The 16,592-nt window shown below is 33.3% G+C and carries 15 protein-coding genes; 2 read left to right on the forward strand and 13 right to left on the reverse strand.

Annotated elements, in window-relative coordinates; translation table 11 throughout:
- Positions 1–103: 103 nt before the first annotated feature.
- From H8707_RS12750 to H8707_RS12775, 6 genes are all read right to left on the reverse strand, one after another.
- Positions 104–1,432 (reverse strand): efflux RND transporter periplasmic adaptor subunit, encoded by a 1,329-nt coding sequence (locus tag H8707_RS12750; RefSeq protein WP_262430526.1) that lies wholly within the window; start codon positions 1,430–1,432, stop codon positions 104–106.
- 6 nt (positions 1,433–1,438) lie between these two features.
- Positions 1,439–2,308, reverse strand: a complete 870-nt coding sequence (locus tag H8707_RS12755) for a carbohydrate ABC transporter permease (protein WP_262430527.1) — start codon at positions 2,306–2,308, stop codon at positions 1,439–1,441.
- A gap of 12 nt (positions 2,309–2,320) precedes the next feature.
- Positions 2,321–3,208 (reverse strand): carbohydrate ABC transporter permease, encoded by an 888-nt coding sequence (locus H8707_RS12760; RefSeq protein ID WP_262430528.1) that lies wholly within the window; start codon positions 3,206–3,208, stop codon positions 2,321–2,323.
- On the reverse strand, positions 3,201–4,556 hold the full coding sequence (locus H8707_RS12765; RefSeq protein ID WP_262430529.1) for an ABC transporter substrate-binding protein: 1,356 nt from the start codon (positions 4,554–4,556) through the stop codon (positions 3,201–3,203). Before H8707_RS12765 ends, H8707_RS12760 begins: the two co-directional genes overlap by 8 nt.
- A 77-nt stretch (positions 4,557–4,633) precedes the next feature.
- Complete coding sequence (locus H8707_RS12770; protein ID WP_262430530.1) at positions 4,634–6,505, reverse strand: sensor histidine kinase; 1,872 nt, start codon at positions 6,503–6,505, stop codon at positions 4,634–4,636.
- 1 nt (position 6,506) lies between these two features.
- Entirely contained in the window at positions 6,507–7,190 is a 684-nt protein-coding gene (locus tag H8707_RS12775; RefSeq protein ID WP_262430531.1) for a response regulator transcription factor, read from the reverse strand.
- A 176-nt stretch (positions 7,191–7,366) separates the two neighbouring features.
- On the opposite strand from H8707_RS12775, the gene H8707_RS12780 reads away from it, so the two are divergent.
- Together H8707_RS12780 and H8707_RS12785 are read left to right on the forward strand one after the other, a co-directional pair.
- Entirely contained in the window at positions 7,367–7,795 is a 429-nt protein-coding gene (locus H8707_RS12780) for a MarR family winged helix-turn-helix transcriptional regulator (protein WP_262430532.1), read from the forward strand.
- A gap of 43 nt (positions 7,796–7,838) precedes the next feature.
- Positions 7,839–8,279, forward strand: a complete 441-nt coding sequence (locus tag H8707_RS12785; protein WP_262430533.1) for a GNAT family N-acetyltransferase — start codon at positions 7,839–7,841, stop codon at positions 8,277–8,279.
- 68 nt (positions 8,280–8,347) lie between these two features.
- Here the strand turns inward: H8707_RS12785 and H8707_RS12790 are convergent, their stop codons facing one another.
- From H8707_RS12790 to purF, 7 genes are all read right to left on the reverse strand, one after another.
- Positions 8,348–8,653 (reverse strand): YerC/YecD family TrpR-related protein, encoded by a 306-nt coding sequence (locus H8707_RS12790; RefSeq protein ID WP_262430534.1) that lies wholly within the window; start codon positions 8,651–8,653, stop codon positions 8,348–8,350.
- A gap of 110 nt (positions 8,654–8,763) precedes the next feature.
- Positions 8,764–10,434, reverse strand: a complete 1,671-nt coding sequence (locus H8707_RS12795) for a formate--tetrahydrofolate ligase (RefSeq protein ID WP_262430535.1) — start codon at positions 10,432–10,434, stop codon at positions 8,764–8,766.
- Between the two features lie 165 nt (positions 10,435–10,599).
- A complete protein-coding gene (gene purD, locus H8707_RS12800) occupies positions 10,600–11,850 on the reverse strand; it encodes a phosphoribosylamine--glycine ligase (RefSeq protein ID WP_262430536.1) in 1,251 nt (416 codons plus the stop codon).
- Positions 11,851–12,002: 152 nt separating this feature from the next.
- Positions 12,003–13,535 (reverse strand): bifunctional phosphoribosylaminoimidazolecarboxamide formyltransferase/IMP cyclohydrolase, encoded by a 1,533-nt coding sequence (purH, locus tag H8707_RS12805; protein WP_262430537.1) that lies wholly within the window; start codon positions 13,533–13,535, stop codon positions 12,003–12,005.
- A gap of 4 nt (positions 13,536–13,539) precedes the next feature.
- Complete coding sequence (purN, locus tag H8707_RS12810) at positions 13,540–14,169, reverse strand: phosphoribosylglycinamide formyltransferase (RefSeq protein ID WP_262430538.1); 630 nt, start codon at positions 14,167–14,169, stop codon at positions 13,540–13,542.
- Positions 14,151–15,191 (reverse strand): phosphoribosylformylglycinamidine cyclo-ligase, encoded by a 1,041-nt coding sequence (gene purM / locus H8707_RS12815; protein WP_262430539.1) that lies wholly within the window; start codon positions 15,189–15,191, stop codon positions 14,151–14,153. Before purM ends, purN begins: the two co-directional genes overlap by 19 nt.
- 45 nt (positions 15,192–15,236) lie before the next feature.
- Positions 15,237–16,583, reverse strand: a complete 1,347-nt coding sequence (gene purF / locus H8707_RS12820) for an amidophosphoribosyltransferase (protein ID WP_262430540.1) — start codon at positions 16,581–16,583, stop codon at positions 15,237–15,239.
- Positions 16,584–16,592: the final 9 nt, after the last annotated feature.

Here is a 16,592-nt window from a genome sequence, read left to right on the forward strand (position 1 = left end):
ATTCACTATTATTGAGAAGATAATTGTCATTACAATGGACATTATATAGCTTAAGGTTTTTACATCTCTGCCAAACATATCTTATCAATAATGCATATACGCTTTATTTCTCTATATATTTAACTCTGTTTCCGTTGTAGATATTCTTCTCAGATCTCACAACTACAGGCTCAATAAATTCCAATCCATCTATAGCCGAATATTTTTCATCCCTATCCAATAATGTGACATCTACCCTCTTTACAATGTATTTTTTCTTTAAACTGTCTTTTTCTTCTTTAACGACGAAGATATAATATCCGTTTGCATCTTTTCTAACTGCAGAATTTTCCACAAGAATATCATATATATCACTGCTGTTTTCAATTGTAATATTGCATGATTGCCCATAGATTTCTTGTTCAGATAGGACTCCGATCCTAACTTCATACATATCGCTTCCCTCAATTTTATCTATGGACAAGATTTCACCTTTAATCCCTGAATTGGTACCTGTGCTATTTATCTTGACTATACTGTTTTGATTTATATTTTCTCTTTCTTTGCTGTCAATACGCAGCTCACATATATAATCATCTGATACCACACCGATTACACCTATAGGAGAACTCAAAGTAACCGTACTTTTTAATTCCAAATTATACAAATGGATTATACCGCTGCGGTCAGCATAGATTGTACCGTCTTTATAAGTATTCATGGTTTTGTTTAATGATTCCAATTCCAGTTTCAATACATTTATATTAAGCTCTGTTTCTTTTATGGATATCTTTGTATCTTTTTTATTTAAGTGAAGACTGGATAAAGATTCACTGGAGGTTGTCATTTCTTGGTCCATAAATATATCATAGTCATTTTCCAATTCCTTGATTAAATTTTCTTGGGCTAAGACCTTACTATATGGCTCCGCCCCTATTTCATATAGTTTTTTTATTTTTTCGTATTCTTCCTTGGCGTTTTTTATTTTATCTTTATATTGCTTTACTTCCCCTTTTGTTTCAATATCATTCATCTTTGATTTTTGCTTTTCCATTTCGTCCGTATATTTCTTATCCTCTTCAGATAATCTATCCAATTTTAGTTGGGCTAAGGAGATTTCATTCTCCTTTTTTATAATATCTTGCTTTAATAAATCCACTTCAGATTCTGTTGGTGTGATCTTCACAATGGCATCACCTTTTTCTACAGATTGATTTTCATCAACATATATCTCATGGATTTTGCCTTCTATATCGGAATAAACCTTGTAAGAATCCTTGTATTCAATTTCTGAATTCCCCGTTACTTTATGTACCAATTTCCCTTTACCGGGCATTGCTATAGTAACTAAAGGCAAATTGTAATTATATATTGTATTGGAGAAAAATGTTAAAATTAAAACAATGGTAAAAAATATACCCAACGCCATTGTAAGCTTTTTTGATTTATTCACAACGTTTCACTCCTTTAGCCCAGATGTCTGGATACCAATTTTAAGATAATCATGACAATAAAAAAATACTATTAGAATAGGGGTTGCATAAAAGGTAGATGCCGCGAATGAAAGTCCCAACTGTGGTTCACCCATACCTGCTAAAAATAATGAAAGGGGCTCCTTACTTCTATCTGTGATAAATATTATCCCTTGATCTATTAAATTCCAATATTCAATAAATGTAAGAATTGCTAGAGAAGCTATACCCCCTGTAACATTCGGTAAAACTACATAGAAAAATGTCTCAAGATGATTTGCTCCATCTATTTGTGCTGCTTCCAAATAGGATTTTGGCACAAGCTTCATATGCTGGTAAAGTAAAAAAACGCCTAAAGGGTTGAAAATAGCAGGGAGAATGATTGCCAAATAGCTCTCCTTTATGTGCAAAAATTCAGCTACAATATAGTTAGGTAATAGAGTAACCTGCAGCGGAAGCAGCATTACAACAATATACATAAAAAACAACACTCTCTTAAATTTAAATTCAAGCACAGTAAAGCCATATGCTCCCAATGCAGATACGACCACTTGACCGATTATAATAGGCACAGTAATTATCACTGAATTCCAAAAAGACTTAAGATAGACAGGCGTCTCAATCAACAATTTTTTATATTGTTCCAAACTCACTGGATTCGGTATTAGTTTAAAATCAATATATTTTTTATCCGGTTCAAAGATTGTTTTAATCAGTGCATAATTTTCATTAATTTCCCTTTCAGTCATAAAAGAATTTAAAATAGTGATAATCAAAGGTGAAATATAAATCAAAGTTGCTATGAAAAAAATAACAATTAAAACTGTCTTTATTGCTTTTTTTGAATTGATTTTCATATCTTTTAACTCCTATTCAGATAGATTTTTGGAAACTCTACCTTCAAAAATAAACATTACAATAATCAAACTAACTATAACTGTAATTAGAATTGATATTGAACTAACCAATTTAGGATAATTAAGTGACATAAACATATTGTTCATAAAATGCTGCAATATGTATATATTCTCATGTGGGTTATCCCCGGTTAATATATAAATCTCTTTAAAAACTTTAAATGAGTTTATAAAAGTCATGATAAATACTAAAAAAAATGTAGGTACAAGGTAGGTCAATGTTACAATCCTGAACTGTTGCCATCTGCTTGCTCCTTCAAGCTGGGCACATTCATAATAGGACTTTGGAATATTGTTTAGCCCTGCAATAAAAAGTATCATATTGTATCCGATATTCTTCCATAGAAAAATGAACACCATTATGTACATGCTGTACTTACTGTTTAGCCAATCCACTGCCTCAAAATTGAATATTCCTAAAAATTTGTTCAAAAATCCGTTCAAAGAAAAAACCTGCTTCCAAAAAAATGCCGTTGTTGCAGAAGGAATAGCCAGAGGAATCAAAAAAACCAAATTGAGATATTTACTAAAAACTTTTATTTTATTGCAAATCATAGCTAGTCCAAGAGAAATTATCATATTTAAAGGAATTGATATGCACATAAAAATAATTGTATTTTTGAGCCCTCTTAAAAAATATTTATTGTTGAATAAATCCCTGTAATTAATTAATCCGACAAAACTTTTGCTCAAAGGATTGTCTACGAAAGCATAGAACATAGAAATAAAATAGGGAATAATATAAAAAAACAAAAATCCCAATAGACTTGCAGAAAGCATCAAATACGCCGTCTTATTCTTACGCAATTTCCTCACGCTTTCCAAATTATTATTATTCATTAAAATACTTATCTACTCTATCTTGTATATTTTTACTTGCCTCTTCGGCTGTGCACACATCTTCAAAATAATTATACATTTCTTCATATATAATATTGCTTAAATTGTAGTCTGCAAATCTATTTACCTCTACCTGTTCATACCAAGTTCTTAAAAGATTTTTGTAATCCGATATTTCAAAGGAAAATTCATCGGAATTCATCATTTCCGCATATCGTCCTGCAGAAGCATCAAAGGAACCCTTATTTATACCCGTAGTATAAAATGAAGGCATGCTTTGTACCTCTTCACTCATAAGAAAATAAATGAATTCCCATGCTAAATCCTTGTTTTCAGACTGACTGTTGATTCCAAAAGCACTACCCATTCTCGCCATTACCTTCCCATTTTTATTGCAAATAGGCATGGATTGATAACTTATGCTATCATCATATAGGGTAAATGCAGCGGCTTGACTTGGAAAATCTATATCATAGGCAAAATGATACTCCATATTGTAGAAATCGATGGTACCCTTATCAAAATATCCTTCTTGATCCAGCTTCTTTGCATATTCTAAAATGTCTATAAATTCCTTTTTATCAAAATATGATTTCTTTTTATCGAAATCTATAAAGTCTTCAAGATTTTCCTCTACTAATTGATATGCTACTTCATAGGCTCTTCCTATTGAAAGGTAGGTGTTGTCCCTATTGGTATTGTCAACTAAATCTATTGCTATCTTTAACGCATCTGAATATGAGATTGACTTCAAGTTCTCATTGGGTTTTATCCCTGAATCATCGACCAATTCATTATCGAATGAAATAATATCGAAATATACGCTTAAAGGCATTTCAAATTGTCCTTTTTCGCTTTTCCCCAAGTTGATTATATTCATAAAATAATTTTCCTCATCTATACCCTTTTCATCTATGTAATCGGTTAGATCTTCAAACACACCCATCTCACGATATTTTATCATAGGCAATGGATTGGTAAAAATAACATCAGCAGCTTTTCCCGACATTATCTTTGTATTTAATTGCTGCAGATAGCTTTCAGTTGAAAACTCCTCAGTTGGCGCAACGCTCATAACGGCACCGTCAGTTGTTTCAATAAATTCAGTTTCTCTAAATGTTTCAACATTTATATTTGTATTAGGGTATTTGTCCATAAACTTTTCGGCTGCAATATCTACAAATTCCATTTCATCCAAAAGAGAGACCGTTATTTCTCCCTCAATTTTTTTGTCTGCTTTCTCAGTTTGCGTCACTTCATCTGCATGATCGATAACGTCCTTTGAATTTTGTGTGCATCCTGAAAGGGTAATTAAGACACACATCAATAGCACTAAAATTCTTTTCATATAAATAACCTCCCGTTTCTATCCTTATATAAATTATAGGATAAAAATAGGAGGTTATTCCTTAGGAATTCCTTAGATTATTCTATAGGCAAACTAACAATTGCTTTAAACAAGTCTCCATCATTTTTCAAAATAATACTGCCGTCATGCAGAGATATTATCCCTTTAGCAATAGCTAACCCTAGACCTGTACCTTCTGATGCTCTGGATTTGTCTCCTCGCTTAAATCTTAAAAACAGTTCATTTAGGTCAAAGTCCAATTTGTAGTATGATATGTTTTTGACCTCTATTACTATTTCTTTATCATGGCAAGTTACTTCAATATATACCCTAGTATTGGGCAATGAATACTTCACTGCATTATCTATTAGATTATTGAATGCTCTTGAAATCCCAAGGCTGTCACAAAAATATTGAAGCTCCTTTGAAGATGACTCTATGACAATCTCTTTGTCTTCATTTTCGCAAATTATATTATACTCATAGGCAACCTGTTTTAACAATAAAATCAAATCTATATTTGTCTTAGAAAGTTTTACATTTCCGCTTTCCATCTTAGAAAGCTCAAACAAATCCTCAATTAATAGAAGTAATATCTTGGAATTTGACTCCGCTGCTTCTATATATCTTTTTAACTTCTCCTCCGCATTGCAGGTTTTGGATAAATCCAAATAATTTATAATAGAAGTAAGAGGAGATCTTAAATCATGGGAAACATTTGTTATCAGTTCATATTTCAATCTTTCGCTCTTTTTCTGTTCTTCAATTGCTTTTATATATCCATCTTTAATCAAGTTCACATTTTTTGCAATATCCGATACTTCATCATTTCCTACAACTGATACATCTCTTTCCAAATTCCCTGAGGCAATTTCTTTTATTTCTGATAAAACATGGTTTGTATATAAATTCTTGACTTTTATCATTTTAGAAATTGTCAAAGACAATATTATTATAATTATAAAATGCGTTGCTAAAGTATTGATGTTCTCCTTAATAAAAAAATATCCCTCAATTGAACTAATTGAACTGCCATTAAATCCACTTAGCATTGATATATATAATAAAGCCATCAGTATAAATAAGCTTAGACCCACAGGGACTCTTTTTAGGTATCTGTCATCCCACTTTCTCTTTAGTTCCATATAATTATCCCTATTAGTTCTCATCATATACAGTATATCTAAAAATAATATCATTCCAAATGCAGTTAAAACACTTAACATGCAAAATGATATTATTCTCCTTCTTAAGTTAGAAAATAATTTAAACATCTTGATATATTTATGTGAAAATAATAATATGATTGCGACAGAAAGTATAAGGGATATAACTTTAATATCTATAGGGATAGAGTCAAATTTATCGGATATATATGTTTGTCCTAATTTGAAATTTTTAAAAATTAAAGTCAATCCAATAGCTATTAAAACCAGAAACGAAATACAATCAAAATATAATATGGACTGGAGTTTCAAATTATTTCTAATGGAATATTGAAAGTATCCCTGCAAGTTTTTTGTCATGTCAATGTATATATAGCCTTCTACAAACTCTTCATCCCCTATGTCATCAATTTCATTTAGGATTAAATATCTAATATCAGATTCTGATAAAAAACCCTTATCATTTATATTTTCCTTTACATATATGGAAATAAGCTCTTCAGTATTGCTGTCATCAGGTAAATTTGTATACCATTTTCCATCAATCAAAAAATTGTAATATACGAAGGAATAATCCGTTAACTCCCGGCTGTTAAAATCATCATTTTTGATGGAATTATAAATTAATCTCATATAAGGTCCATAGTCAACCATTGAGTATACATGTTCGTCGAAAAAAAGGCTTCTATTGTTCCAAATAGATACGGAGAGCACTATACTCATACCTATCATAAGTATTGAAATGATATATAAAATTATTCTATTTGTCTTATTATTTGACATTTTATTCCACCATATATCCTTGTCCCCAAACTACCTTCAAGTAAATTGGGCGTTTTACATCGATTTCAAGCTTTGATCTTAAATTGCTTATATGAAACATAACTGTACTTTCAGAGTTAAAAAATTTTTGATTCCATACACTTTCATATATGGTCTTTATGGACAATACCTTGCCTTGATTTCTTGCCAATAAATATAATATCTTAAATTCCGTTGGAGTCAAATTGATAATCTCATCGTTTAACGTTACAGATTTGCTTTCATAATCAATTTTCAGTCCTCTAATTAGAATTTCGGAGTCCTTCGTGGGCATTTTATTTAAGTTTTTATATCTACGCAATTGAGCTTTAACCCTTGCAATTAACTCATCCTTACTAAATGGTTTGGTAATATAATCATCTGCGCCCGAGTCCAAGCCTTCCACTTTATCTTCTTCTTGAGATTTCGCCGATAAAAGTATTATGGGGATATTGTCCTTGTATCTTATTTCTTTGGTAGTACTTATACCGTCTTTTTCAGGCATCATAATATCCATTATTACTAAATCTATTTTACATAATCTCAAGCTCTCCAATGCATCTTTCCCATTTTCAGCTTGAAAAACCTGAAACCCTGCATTTTCTAAGTAAATCGAAATGGTCTCCACCAGCTGAATATTATCATCCACAACAAGTATTTTTTCCACTTATTTTTACACCTCTTTATGAAACTTTTCATAATTCTCAATACATATATTATATAATTTATCCGCCATCTATAGCAAACAATATTTCATTATTGCGCTATCATTTGGTACCCTTTGACAAAAATCCTAATTCGTATTATAATATAATACGAATTAGGATTTTTGGAGGTGTAAATATGACTGAACAGAGAGCGGCTATACGCAGGATTATGATTGCTGTTAATCGAATTGAAAATATTTATGAAAAGATATCCAAAGAGCTCGGTGTCAAAGCAAACATCATACGGCTTTTATATGCGCTTGACGATGGTATCCCCCACTCTCAAAAACAAATTTGTGAGGAGTGGTTGTTCCCAAGGACAACTTTAAATACAATCACAAAGGAATGTGTTGAAAAAGGATATATTACTCTTGAACAAATCCCGGGAAAACGCCGTGAGATGAATATTTGTCTGACGGAAGCAGGAAGGTCTTATGCACGTGAGTCTCTTGACAAGATTTATAATGCGGAGGAAACAGCTCTTGAAAAAGCCTCACCTAATGCTACAATGATTGACGAGTTAGAAAATTTTTGTGATGAATTGAAAATTGCTTTTAAGGTATGATATTTTAAATGCATCGTGAAGAAAGGAGTTAGGACTTATAAAAATGAATTTGAATATAAGAAAAATCGCGTCAAAGGATAAGGACATATTTTTGGCTATGAGCCGAGAATTTTATTCATCTGAAGCTGTTTTGCATGATATAGATAATGAATATCATAATAGAGCATTTAAGGAATTAATGCGTTCCGATATGTATCTTGATTGCTATATGTTCGAGGCAGATTCAAAAATAATCGGTTATGCACTTTTGAATAAAACCTATTGCAGAGAAGCCGGGGGTCCTGCTGTATGGATTGAAGAACTATACATAGTTCCTGAATATCAAGGACGTGGATGCGGAAGTTACTTCTTCAAGTGGATGGAGAAGCATATCCCTACTCAACGATATAGGTTGGAAGTTGAACCGGACAACAAACGGGCAATGATGCTTTATGACAAAATGGGTTATCAGAAGCTACCCTATGTTCAAATGATGAAAGAATAATTAATTAAATATATATGGAAAGCGGCGTAGCCTCAATGGATTACGCCGCTTCTGATTTATTAAATCTCTTATTCTTCTTCAATTATCCCAAGTTTTTTGAATATAAGCTTATATCCGTCAGCACCATAATTTAAAGATCTATTTATTCGACTTATGGTTGCAGTGCTTGCACCGGTTTCTAATTCTATTTGATTATAGGTTTTCTTTGCCACCAATAGTTTTGCAACTTCTAACCTCTGGGCAATTGCCTGAATTTCTTTTACCGTGCAAATGTCTTCAAAAAACCTATAACATTCTTCCATATTTTCTAATTTTAATACTGCTTCAAAAAAGCCGTCAGTCTGTGAATTTTGTATTTTTGAATTGTATTCCATTAATTATCCTCCTGTTTTTATATGCATGTTACATATTAATTCATTAAAGTGAAACTGCTCAAACTAGGGCGGTTAACATACCGCCCCATTTATCATATATATCTCATTTTCTAAAACAGTCCTACTATTTCTCCGCTAGGTAATATGTCAATGTTGTTAGCAGCCGGAACCTTTGGCAATCCCGGCATAGTCATTATATCTCCGGTAAGTGCAACTAAGAATCCTGCTCCTCTTGATACTCTAATCTCTCTTACGGTTACTCTAAAGCCTGATGGTCTTCCTAACAATGTCGGATCATCTGAGAGTGAATACTGGGTCTTTGCCATACATATCGGCATCTTATCAAAACCCATTTTTTCGATATTTACAATTGTCTTTTCACATGATTTTGTAAAATCTACTCCATCAGCGCCATAAATTTCTTTGGCTATTTTTTCAATTTTTACCTTTATTGGTTCGTCTGCATCATATAAAAGCTTGAAATTAGATTGTTTGCTTTCAGCTACTTCGACAACCTTTTTAGCCAATTCTATTCCGCCTTCGCCGCCTTTAGCCCAAACTTCGGAAAGAACAGCTTCTGCGCCTAATTCTTTACATCTTTCCAGCACAAATTTCAACTCAGCTTCTGTATCAGTTGGGAATTGATTGATTGCAACTATTGCAGGGACTCCAAATTTATGAATATTTTCTATATGCTTTTCTAAGTTTTCAAATCCTCTGGAAAGCTGCTCTAAGTTTTCTATACCTAATTCTTCTTTTTTAGCCCCGCCGTGATGTTTTAGAGCTCTTACAGTTGCAACTATTACAGCTGCATCAGGTTTTAAATCACCAAATCTAGCCTTTATATCAAAGAATTTTTCGGCGCCTAAGTCAGCACCAAAACCTGCTTCCGTTATTGTATATTCAGCTAATTTCAATGATAATTTGGTAGCTAACATCGAGTTGCACCCATGGGCAATATTGGCAAATGGTCCTCCATGAATTAAAGCAGGAGTATTTTCCAACGTTTGAACAAGATTTGGATCCATAGCATCCTTCATAAGTAAAGCAACTGCACCTTGTGCATGAATATCTTTAACAAATACCGGACTGCCGTCGTATCTATAAGCTATAATTATATTTCCGACTCTTTCTTTTAAATCCTCTAAGCTGGAGGCCAGACAGAAAATCGCCATGATTTCTGAAGCAACAGTAATATCAAAACCATCTTCTCTTGGAACGCCATTTGGTTTGCCCCCTAAACCTATAACGATGTTTCTTAAAGCTCTGTCATTCATATCCATGACCCTTTTCCAAACGATTCTTCTGGGGTCAATGTTTAGTTCATTACCTTGTTGAATATGATTGTCTAATAGTGCCGATATCAAGTTATGAGATGTGGTTATAGCATGGAAATCTCCTGTAAAATGTAAGTTTATGTCCTCCATAGGAACTACTTGTGCATATCCTCCGCCTGCTGCACCGCCCTTCATTCCAAAGCTTGGTCCCAAGGAAGGCTCTCTTATTGCAGTAATGGCAGTCTTCCCAATTTTATTAAGCCCCATTGAAAGTCCTATATTTGTAGTAGTCTTTCCTTCACCTGCCGGAGTTGGGTTGATAGCAGTGACTAAAATTAACTTTCCATCAGGTTTATCTTTCAACTCTTCCAAGACATCTAATGAAACTTTAGCTTTATATTTACCATAATTGATAAGGTTTTCATCACTAATTCCCAATTTAGCCGCTACATCATTTATAGGAATCATCTTGGCTTCTTGAGCAATTTGTACGTCAGTCTTCAAAAAAATCCCTCCTTACAAAATATTTTACATAATTATATGATACCCACAATTTTGTATAATTTACAATAATTGGGGTATCTCTATAATCATTTTTCACACTATAAAGTAGTATAACAAATTTCTTTTAATTTGTGAACATGAAATACAAAAAAAGACAAGGATATATTAAATTAGTCCAATATCTTTCCTATAGCAAAGACCTTCAAATTGAATGTTCCCTATATTATCGTATACGGCTTCTCTAGCTGATTGCAAATCTTTCCCTGCATTCGTTACAGATAATACCCTTCCCCCATTGGTTAAAAGTTTGCCACTCTTATATTTAGTGCCATTATGGAATAATATAATTGAGTTATCTAGATTTTTAATATCAATGTTAAAATCCTTTTTATATTCCTTCGGATAACCATTGGAAGTTAAGACTACAGTAATACATGAATCCTTAGACCAATTTATATCCCTTTTATCAATAGATCCGTCAATAACCTTTAGGAATAGCTCTACTATATCCGATTTTAATCTTGGAATCAACACTTGTGTTTCAGGATCTCCAAATCTTACATTGAATTCAAGTACCTTAGGTTTTCCATCGGCAATCATAAATCCTATAAAGAGTATCCCCTTAAAATCCATCTTCTCCTGTGTTAATCCATAAGATATTTTATCTAAAACATCTTCTTTTATTATCGAAGAAAGCTCATTTGTGAATATAGGATTTGGAGATATGCAACCAACTCCGCCTGTATTTGGTCCTAAGTCATTTTCATAGATTTTTTTGTAGTCTTTTGCACTTTCAAGAGGAATTATTTTTCCCTCGGTTACAAAACACAATAGAGATGCTTCTATCCCGTCTAAATACTCTTCTATGACTACCTTTTCGCCTTCTCCTCCAAATATCCTATCCACAAGTATTTCTTTTAATGCATTTATGGCTTCTTCTTTAGTATTGCAGATAATCACTCCTTTTCCTAAGCACAGCCCATCCGCCTTTATGACGAGAGGATAGGTAAAATCATCTAATGCTTTAACGGCATCTTCATAATTTATAAAGGATTGATATTTTGCAGTAGGTATATTATATTTTTCCATAAAGACTTTAGAAAATTCTTTGCTTCCTTCTAATTTTGCACATAGCTTATTAGGTCCGAATATCATAAGTCCATTTTCTTGAAATATATCTACAATTCCATTTACAAGGGGATCTTCAGGTCCTACTACTGTCAAATCAATTTTATTATTAATGGCAAAGTCTAACAATTTATCTATTTCATTAACCTGTATATCAATATTTTCTGCAATTTCCCTTGTACCGCCATTTCCGGGAGCGCAATATATTTTTTCAACCATTTTAGATTGGGCTATTTTCCAGCAAAGGGCATGTTCCCTTCCACCGCTGCCTATCACTAAAATTTTCATAACAAACCACCTTCTTTCTATTAAGTTCACTCTTCATTCTTAGTTCCTAGTTCTTCACTCTTTTCCAAAACCGGAGATCCTTCGTTTCACTCAAGGATGACAACAGCAATGAATTAGGGTTTTCAATTGTGAATTATGAACTGTGAATTGGATTAGTGTTTAAAATGTCTCATCCCTGTAAAGATCATTGCCATTCCATGCTTATCTGCTTCTTCAATTACTTCCTTATCTTTAATTGAGCCTCCCGGTTGAATAATCGCGCTGACTCCGGCTTTAGCTAATATTTCGATGGAATCTTTAAAAGGGAAAAATCCATCTGAAGCCAATACGCCGTTTTTTACTTTATCTTCCGCCCTGCTTATAGCATTCTCTACCGCCCAAAATCTATTGACCTCTCCTAGCCCAATTCCTATTGTGGCTTTATCCTTCGCAAGTATAACTCCATTGGAACTAATATTTTTTGCTGCCTTCCATGCAAATAACAAATCTTCCAATTCCTCATCACTTGGTTTTTTCTTTGTCACTACTTTTAGATCATCAATCAAAAGTTTATTGTCCCTGTCTTGAATCAATAATCCTCCCAATACATTTTTAAAATCCAATTCTTCATAGTTATTTTTCATTATATCTTCAATCTGAACCAATCTGATATTTTTCTTTCTGCTCAATATTTCAGTAGCTTCTTCACTGAAGGAAGGTGCTAACACAATTTCTATAAATATCTCATTTATTTTTTCAGCTACATCCTTATCAATCTCTCGATTAGCGGCAATAATCCCTCCGAAGATTGATTCCTTATCACATTCAAAAGCCTTTATATAAGCTTCCAACAAATTTTCGCCGCATCCTATTCCACAAGGATTGGAATGTTTTATGGCTACGATAGTAGGCTCGTCAAATTCTTTTAAAATCTTTAATGCTCCATTGGCATCATTAATATTGTTATAAGACAATTCCTTACCATGAATTTGATTCCCCGATGCTATAGTCCCTTTTACTTCAGATGCTTTTTTATAAAAAGCCCCGCTTTGATGAGGATTCTCTCCATATCTTAACTCTTGTACCTTTTTAAATGGGAAAGTTATTCTTTCCGGATATTTTATATTTTCCTCGCCATTAAAGAAATCTGAAATTACAGCATCATAGTATGCAGTATAATTAAATACCTTTCTTGCCAGATATTTACGAGTCTCAATTGATGTATCATCATGGTCCTTTAATTCATTAAGTACCTTATTATAGTCCTTTGGATCTACAATTACAGTTACATATTCATAATTTTTTGCTGCTGCTCTAATCATAGAAGGTCCACCAATATCTATATTCTCAATAATATCTTCATATGAGGATTTTGGATTGTTTATAGTTTCTTCAAATGGATAGAGATTGTTTACTACCATATCAATTGCCTTAATATGAAGATCTTCAACCGTCTTTACATGGGCTTTATTATCTCTTTTGTACAATAATCCCCCATGAATATACGGATTCAATGTTTTTACTCTGCCATCCAATATTTCAGGAAAATTTGTAATGCTTTCAACTTCAACAGTATCTACTCCGGCATCTTTTAAAATCTTTGAAGTTCCGCCGGTTGATATAATCTCCCAACCCAACAGACTTAAGTTTTTTGCAAATTCGGTTATTCCTTCCTTATCATATACGCTTATCAACGCTCTTTTCACAAAATCACTCCCTATTTATTCTCACTATTCTATCTTTCAGACTCAATTTATCATCGCAAAACAGGCTAATTGCTTCTACAAAAATTTTATGCTCAATCTTTAACACCTTTTTTTGAAGTTCTTCAACCGTATCATCATTATCAACTTTTACTACATCCTGTAAGATTATAGGTCCGGTATCAGTACCTTCATCTACAAAATGAACCGTTGCACCGGTATATTTAACACCATATTTTAATACTCCCTCATGTACCTTTGTTCCATAATAATTCTTCCCGCAGAAGCTGGGTATCAACGAAGGGTGAATATTTATTATCCTATTATTAAATGCCTCTATAAAACTTTTGGAAAGTATTCTGAGATATCCTGCCAATACTATCAAATCAATATTCCGCTGTCTAAATTCATATATCAATCTTTCGTCATATTCCTGATCAGTTGAAAATTCTTTGCGTGGTAAATACATATTCTCTATCCCTGCCAGTTTTCCTCTTTCCAATCCATATGCATCTTTTCTGTTTGAAACAATAAGTTTTATTTCTCCGTTTATATTTCCAGAATTGATATTATCAATTATTGCTTGAAGATTTGTACCGCTGCCTGAGATAAGAACTCCTATCCTCTTTGATGACATAGGACAACACCTTCATTTCCTCTTTTTACTTCACCCAAAAGATAAAATGATTCATTGATGGAATCTAAATAATTTGTTATTTCGTCTATTTCGTCTCTTGATACCACCAATACCATGCCTACGCCCATATTGAACGTGGAATACATCTCTTCCGTTTCAATATCTCCCCATTCTTGTAATAGTTTGAAAATATACGGAGTACTTATCTTTGACGTATCTATAAATGCTCCAAGTCCTTTTGGAAACATCCTAGGTATGTTCTCATAAAATCCACCGCCTGTTACATGGCATAACCCTTTAATATTGAACTTTTCTATTAATTCATAAACGGGATCTACATAAATTCTCGTTGGTTTTAATAACTCCTCTCCTATAGTGCAATTTAATTCTTCAATATAGGTATTTAAATCCAAATTTTGCTTTTCAAACACAATCTTTCTCACCATTGAATAGCCGTTGCTGTGTATACCATTGGATTTTAACCCAATGATATAATCACCTTCTTCGATCTTACTGCCGTTAATTATCTTTCCCTTATCTACTACTCCGACACAAAATCCTGCTATATCATATTCGTCTTTATTGTAAAATCCGGGCATTTCTGCTGTTTCTCCACCTATCAATGCGCATTTTGCTTTTATGCATCCATTGGACACTCCTTCCACAATGCTGGCCATTTTTTCAGGAATAAGTTCCCCTGTAGCTATATAATCCAAAAAAAATAAAGGCTTAGCTCCTTGACACAGTATGTCATTGGCACACATTGCAACACAATCTTCTCCTATGGTATCGTGTTTGTCCATCATAAAAGCCAATTTTAACTTAGTACCTACTCCATCCGTCCCTGAAACCAATACCGGTTCCTCATATTTTGATATATCCAGTTGAAATAAGCCTGAAAATCCACCTAATTCCGATAAAACTCCTGGGATATGAGTCTTCTTTATAAAACTTTTTATAAGCTGAACTTCTCTATATCCCGCTTCTTTATCAACGCCTGCATCCTTATACGTTAAAGGCATTATAAAACCTCCTTATCAATTCACAATTCACTATGTTTTTACCTCTTACTTTTTTCCTTCCTCTACTGCGTATTCTCCTGTAAAGCACCCCTTGCAAAATCCATTATTACCTATAGCTTTTAATAATCCTTCCAAAGTCAAAAAATATAACGAATCCACTCCTATGAGTTCCCTTATTTCTTCTGCTTCCATATTTGCCGATATTAGATTATCCTTGCTTGGAGTATCCATCCCTAAATGGCATGGATAGAGCACCGGTGGTGATGCGATCCTCACATGAATTTCCTTTGCTCCTGCTTCTCTAAGCATATCCACAGTCCTTTTGATCGTAGTGCCACGGACTATCGAATCATCTACTAAGATTACTTTTTTGCCTTCTATATTTTCTTTAAGAACATTTAATTTGATTCTTACACCTTGCTCCCTTAACTCTTGGCTGGGCTGGATAAATGTCCGTCCAACATATCTATTCTTTATCATTCCCTCAGCATAGGGTATTTTGGATTCTTCAGCATATCCTATGGCAAATACTATCCCTGAATCCGGAGCGCCGATTACGATGTCTCCGTCAATTTGGGATTCCCTTGCCAATTGTTTACCAACTTCTATCCTCGATCTATAAATGCTTTTTCCATCCATAAAACTATCCGACCTTGCAAAATACACCAACTCAAATAAACAAGGCCTTCTCTCTGAAAAATTTTTTGATATTGTTTTTATTCCATTATCATTTATTAAAACAACTTCACCCGGTTCTATATCTCTAACAAAATCTCCTCCAATTGCATCAAATGCACAGCTTTCCGATGCCAGTACATAATCATCGCCTAATTTCCCTAAGGAAAGCGGCTTCAAACCGTTTGGGTCCCTAGCTCCTATCAACATATCGTTTGTCATCAATAATAGGCTGTAGGAGCCTATTATTTCATTTAAAGTTTTATTTAATGCATCCTCTAAATCAGCACATTGATTTTTAGCTATTACATTTGCTATAACCTCTGCATCTAAATCTGATTGAAGCACGGTATTTGATTCCTTCAATTTATCCCTAAGTTCATTGGAATTAACAATACTGCCATCGAAAGCCAATGCAAAAGCACCTTTTTTATAACCCATAACTACAGGCTCTGTATTTGTTTGGGTCTGCTCTTCATGAGAGGAGGCATATTTCACATGCCCTATACCCATATTCCCTCTCAATCTATCAAAGATATCCTTTGAAAACACCTCATGAACTAATCCCAAATCCTTATGATAATCTAAAAATCCATTGTTATTAATTGCAATTCCACAGCTTATCTGCCCTCTATGCTGAAGTGCAAAAAGACCATAATATATTATTTGGGAAACACTGTTTGAATTTTTGCTAAATATGCCAAATACACCACTCAAATTTACTTC

Origin of the sequence: Paratissierella segnis, from assembly GCF_014385195.1 — a bacterium.
GTDB classification, from domain to species: domain Bacteria; phylum Bacillota; class Clostridia; order Tissierellales; family Tissierellaceae; genus Paratissierella; species Paratissierella segnis.

What these genes read in the sequence shown, in the direction of transcription:
- H8707_RS12790 (WP_262430534.1), bottom strand. Translation starts at nt 8,653, where the DNA reads ATGGAATACAATTCAAAAATACAAAATTCACAGACTGACGGCTTTTTT.
- H8707_RS12780 (WP_262430532.1), top strand. Translation starts at nt 7,367, where the DNA reads ATGACTGAACAGAGAGCGGCTATACGCAGGATTATGATTGCTGTTAAT.
- H8707_RS12760 (WP_262430528.1), bottom strand. Translation starts at nt 3,208, where the DNA reads ATGAATAATAATAATTTGGAAAGCGTGAGGAAATTGCGTAAGAATAAG.
- H8707_RS12770 (WP_262430530.1), bottom strand. Translation starts at nt 6,505, where the DNA reads ATGTCAAATAATAAGACAAATAGAATAATTTTATATATCATTTCAATA.
- H8707_RS12785 (WP_262430533.1), top strand. Translation starts at nt 7,839, where the DNA reads ATGAATTTGAATATAAGAAAAATCGCGTCAAAGGATAAGGACATATTT.
- purM (WP_262430539.1), bottom strand. Translation starts at nt 15,191, where the DNA reads ATGCCTTTAACGTATAAGGATGCAGGCGTTGATAAAGAAGCGGGATAT.
- H8707_RS12755 (WP_262430527.1), bottom strand. Translation starts at nt 2,308, where the DNA reads ATGAAAATCAATTCAAAAAAAGCAATAAAGACAGTTTTAATTGTTATT.
- H8707_RS12765 (WP_262430529.1), bottom strand. Translation starts at nt 4,556, where the DNA reads ATGAAAAGAATTTTAGTGCTATTGATGTGTGTCTTAATTACCCTTTCA.
- purD (WP_262430536.1), bottom strand. Translation starts at nt 11,850, where the DNA reads ATGAAAATTTTAGTGATAGGCAGCGGTGGAAGGGAACATGCCCTTTGC.
- purN (WP_262430538.1), bottom strand. Translation starts at nt 14,169, where the DNA reads ATGTCATCAAAGAGGATAGGAGTTCTTATCTCAGGCAGCGGTACAAAT.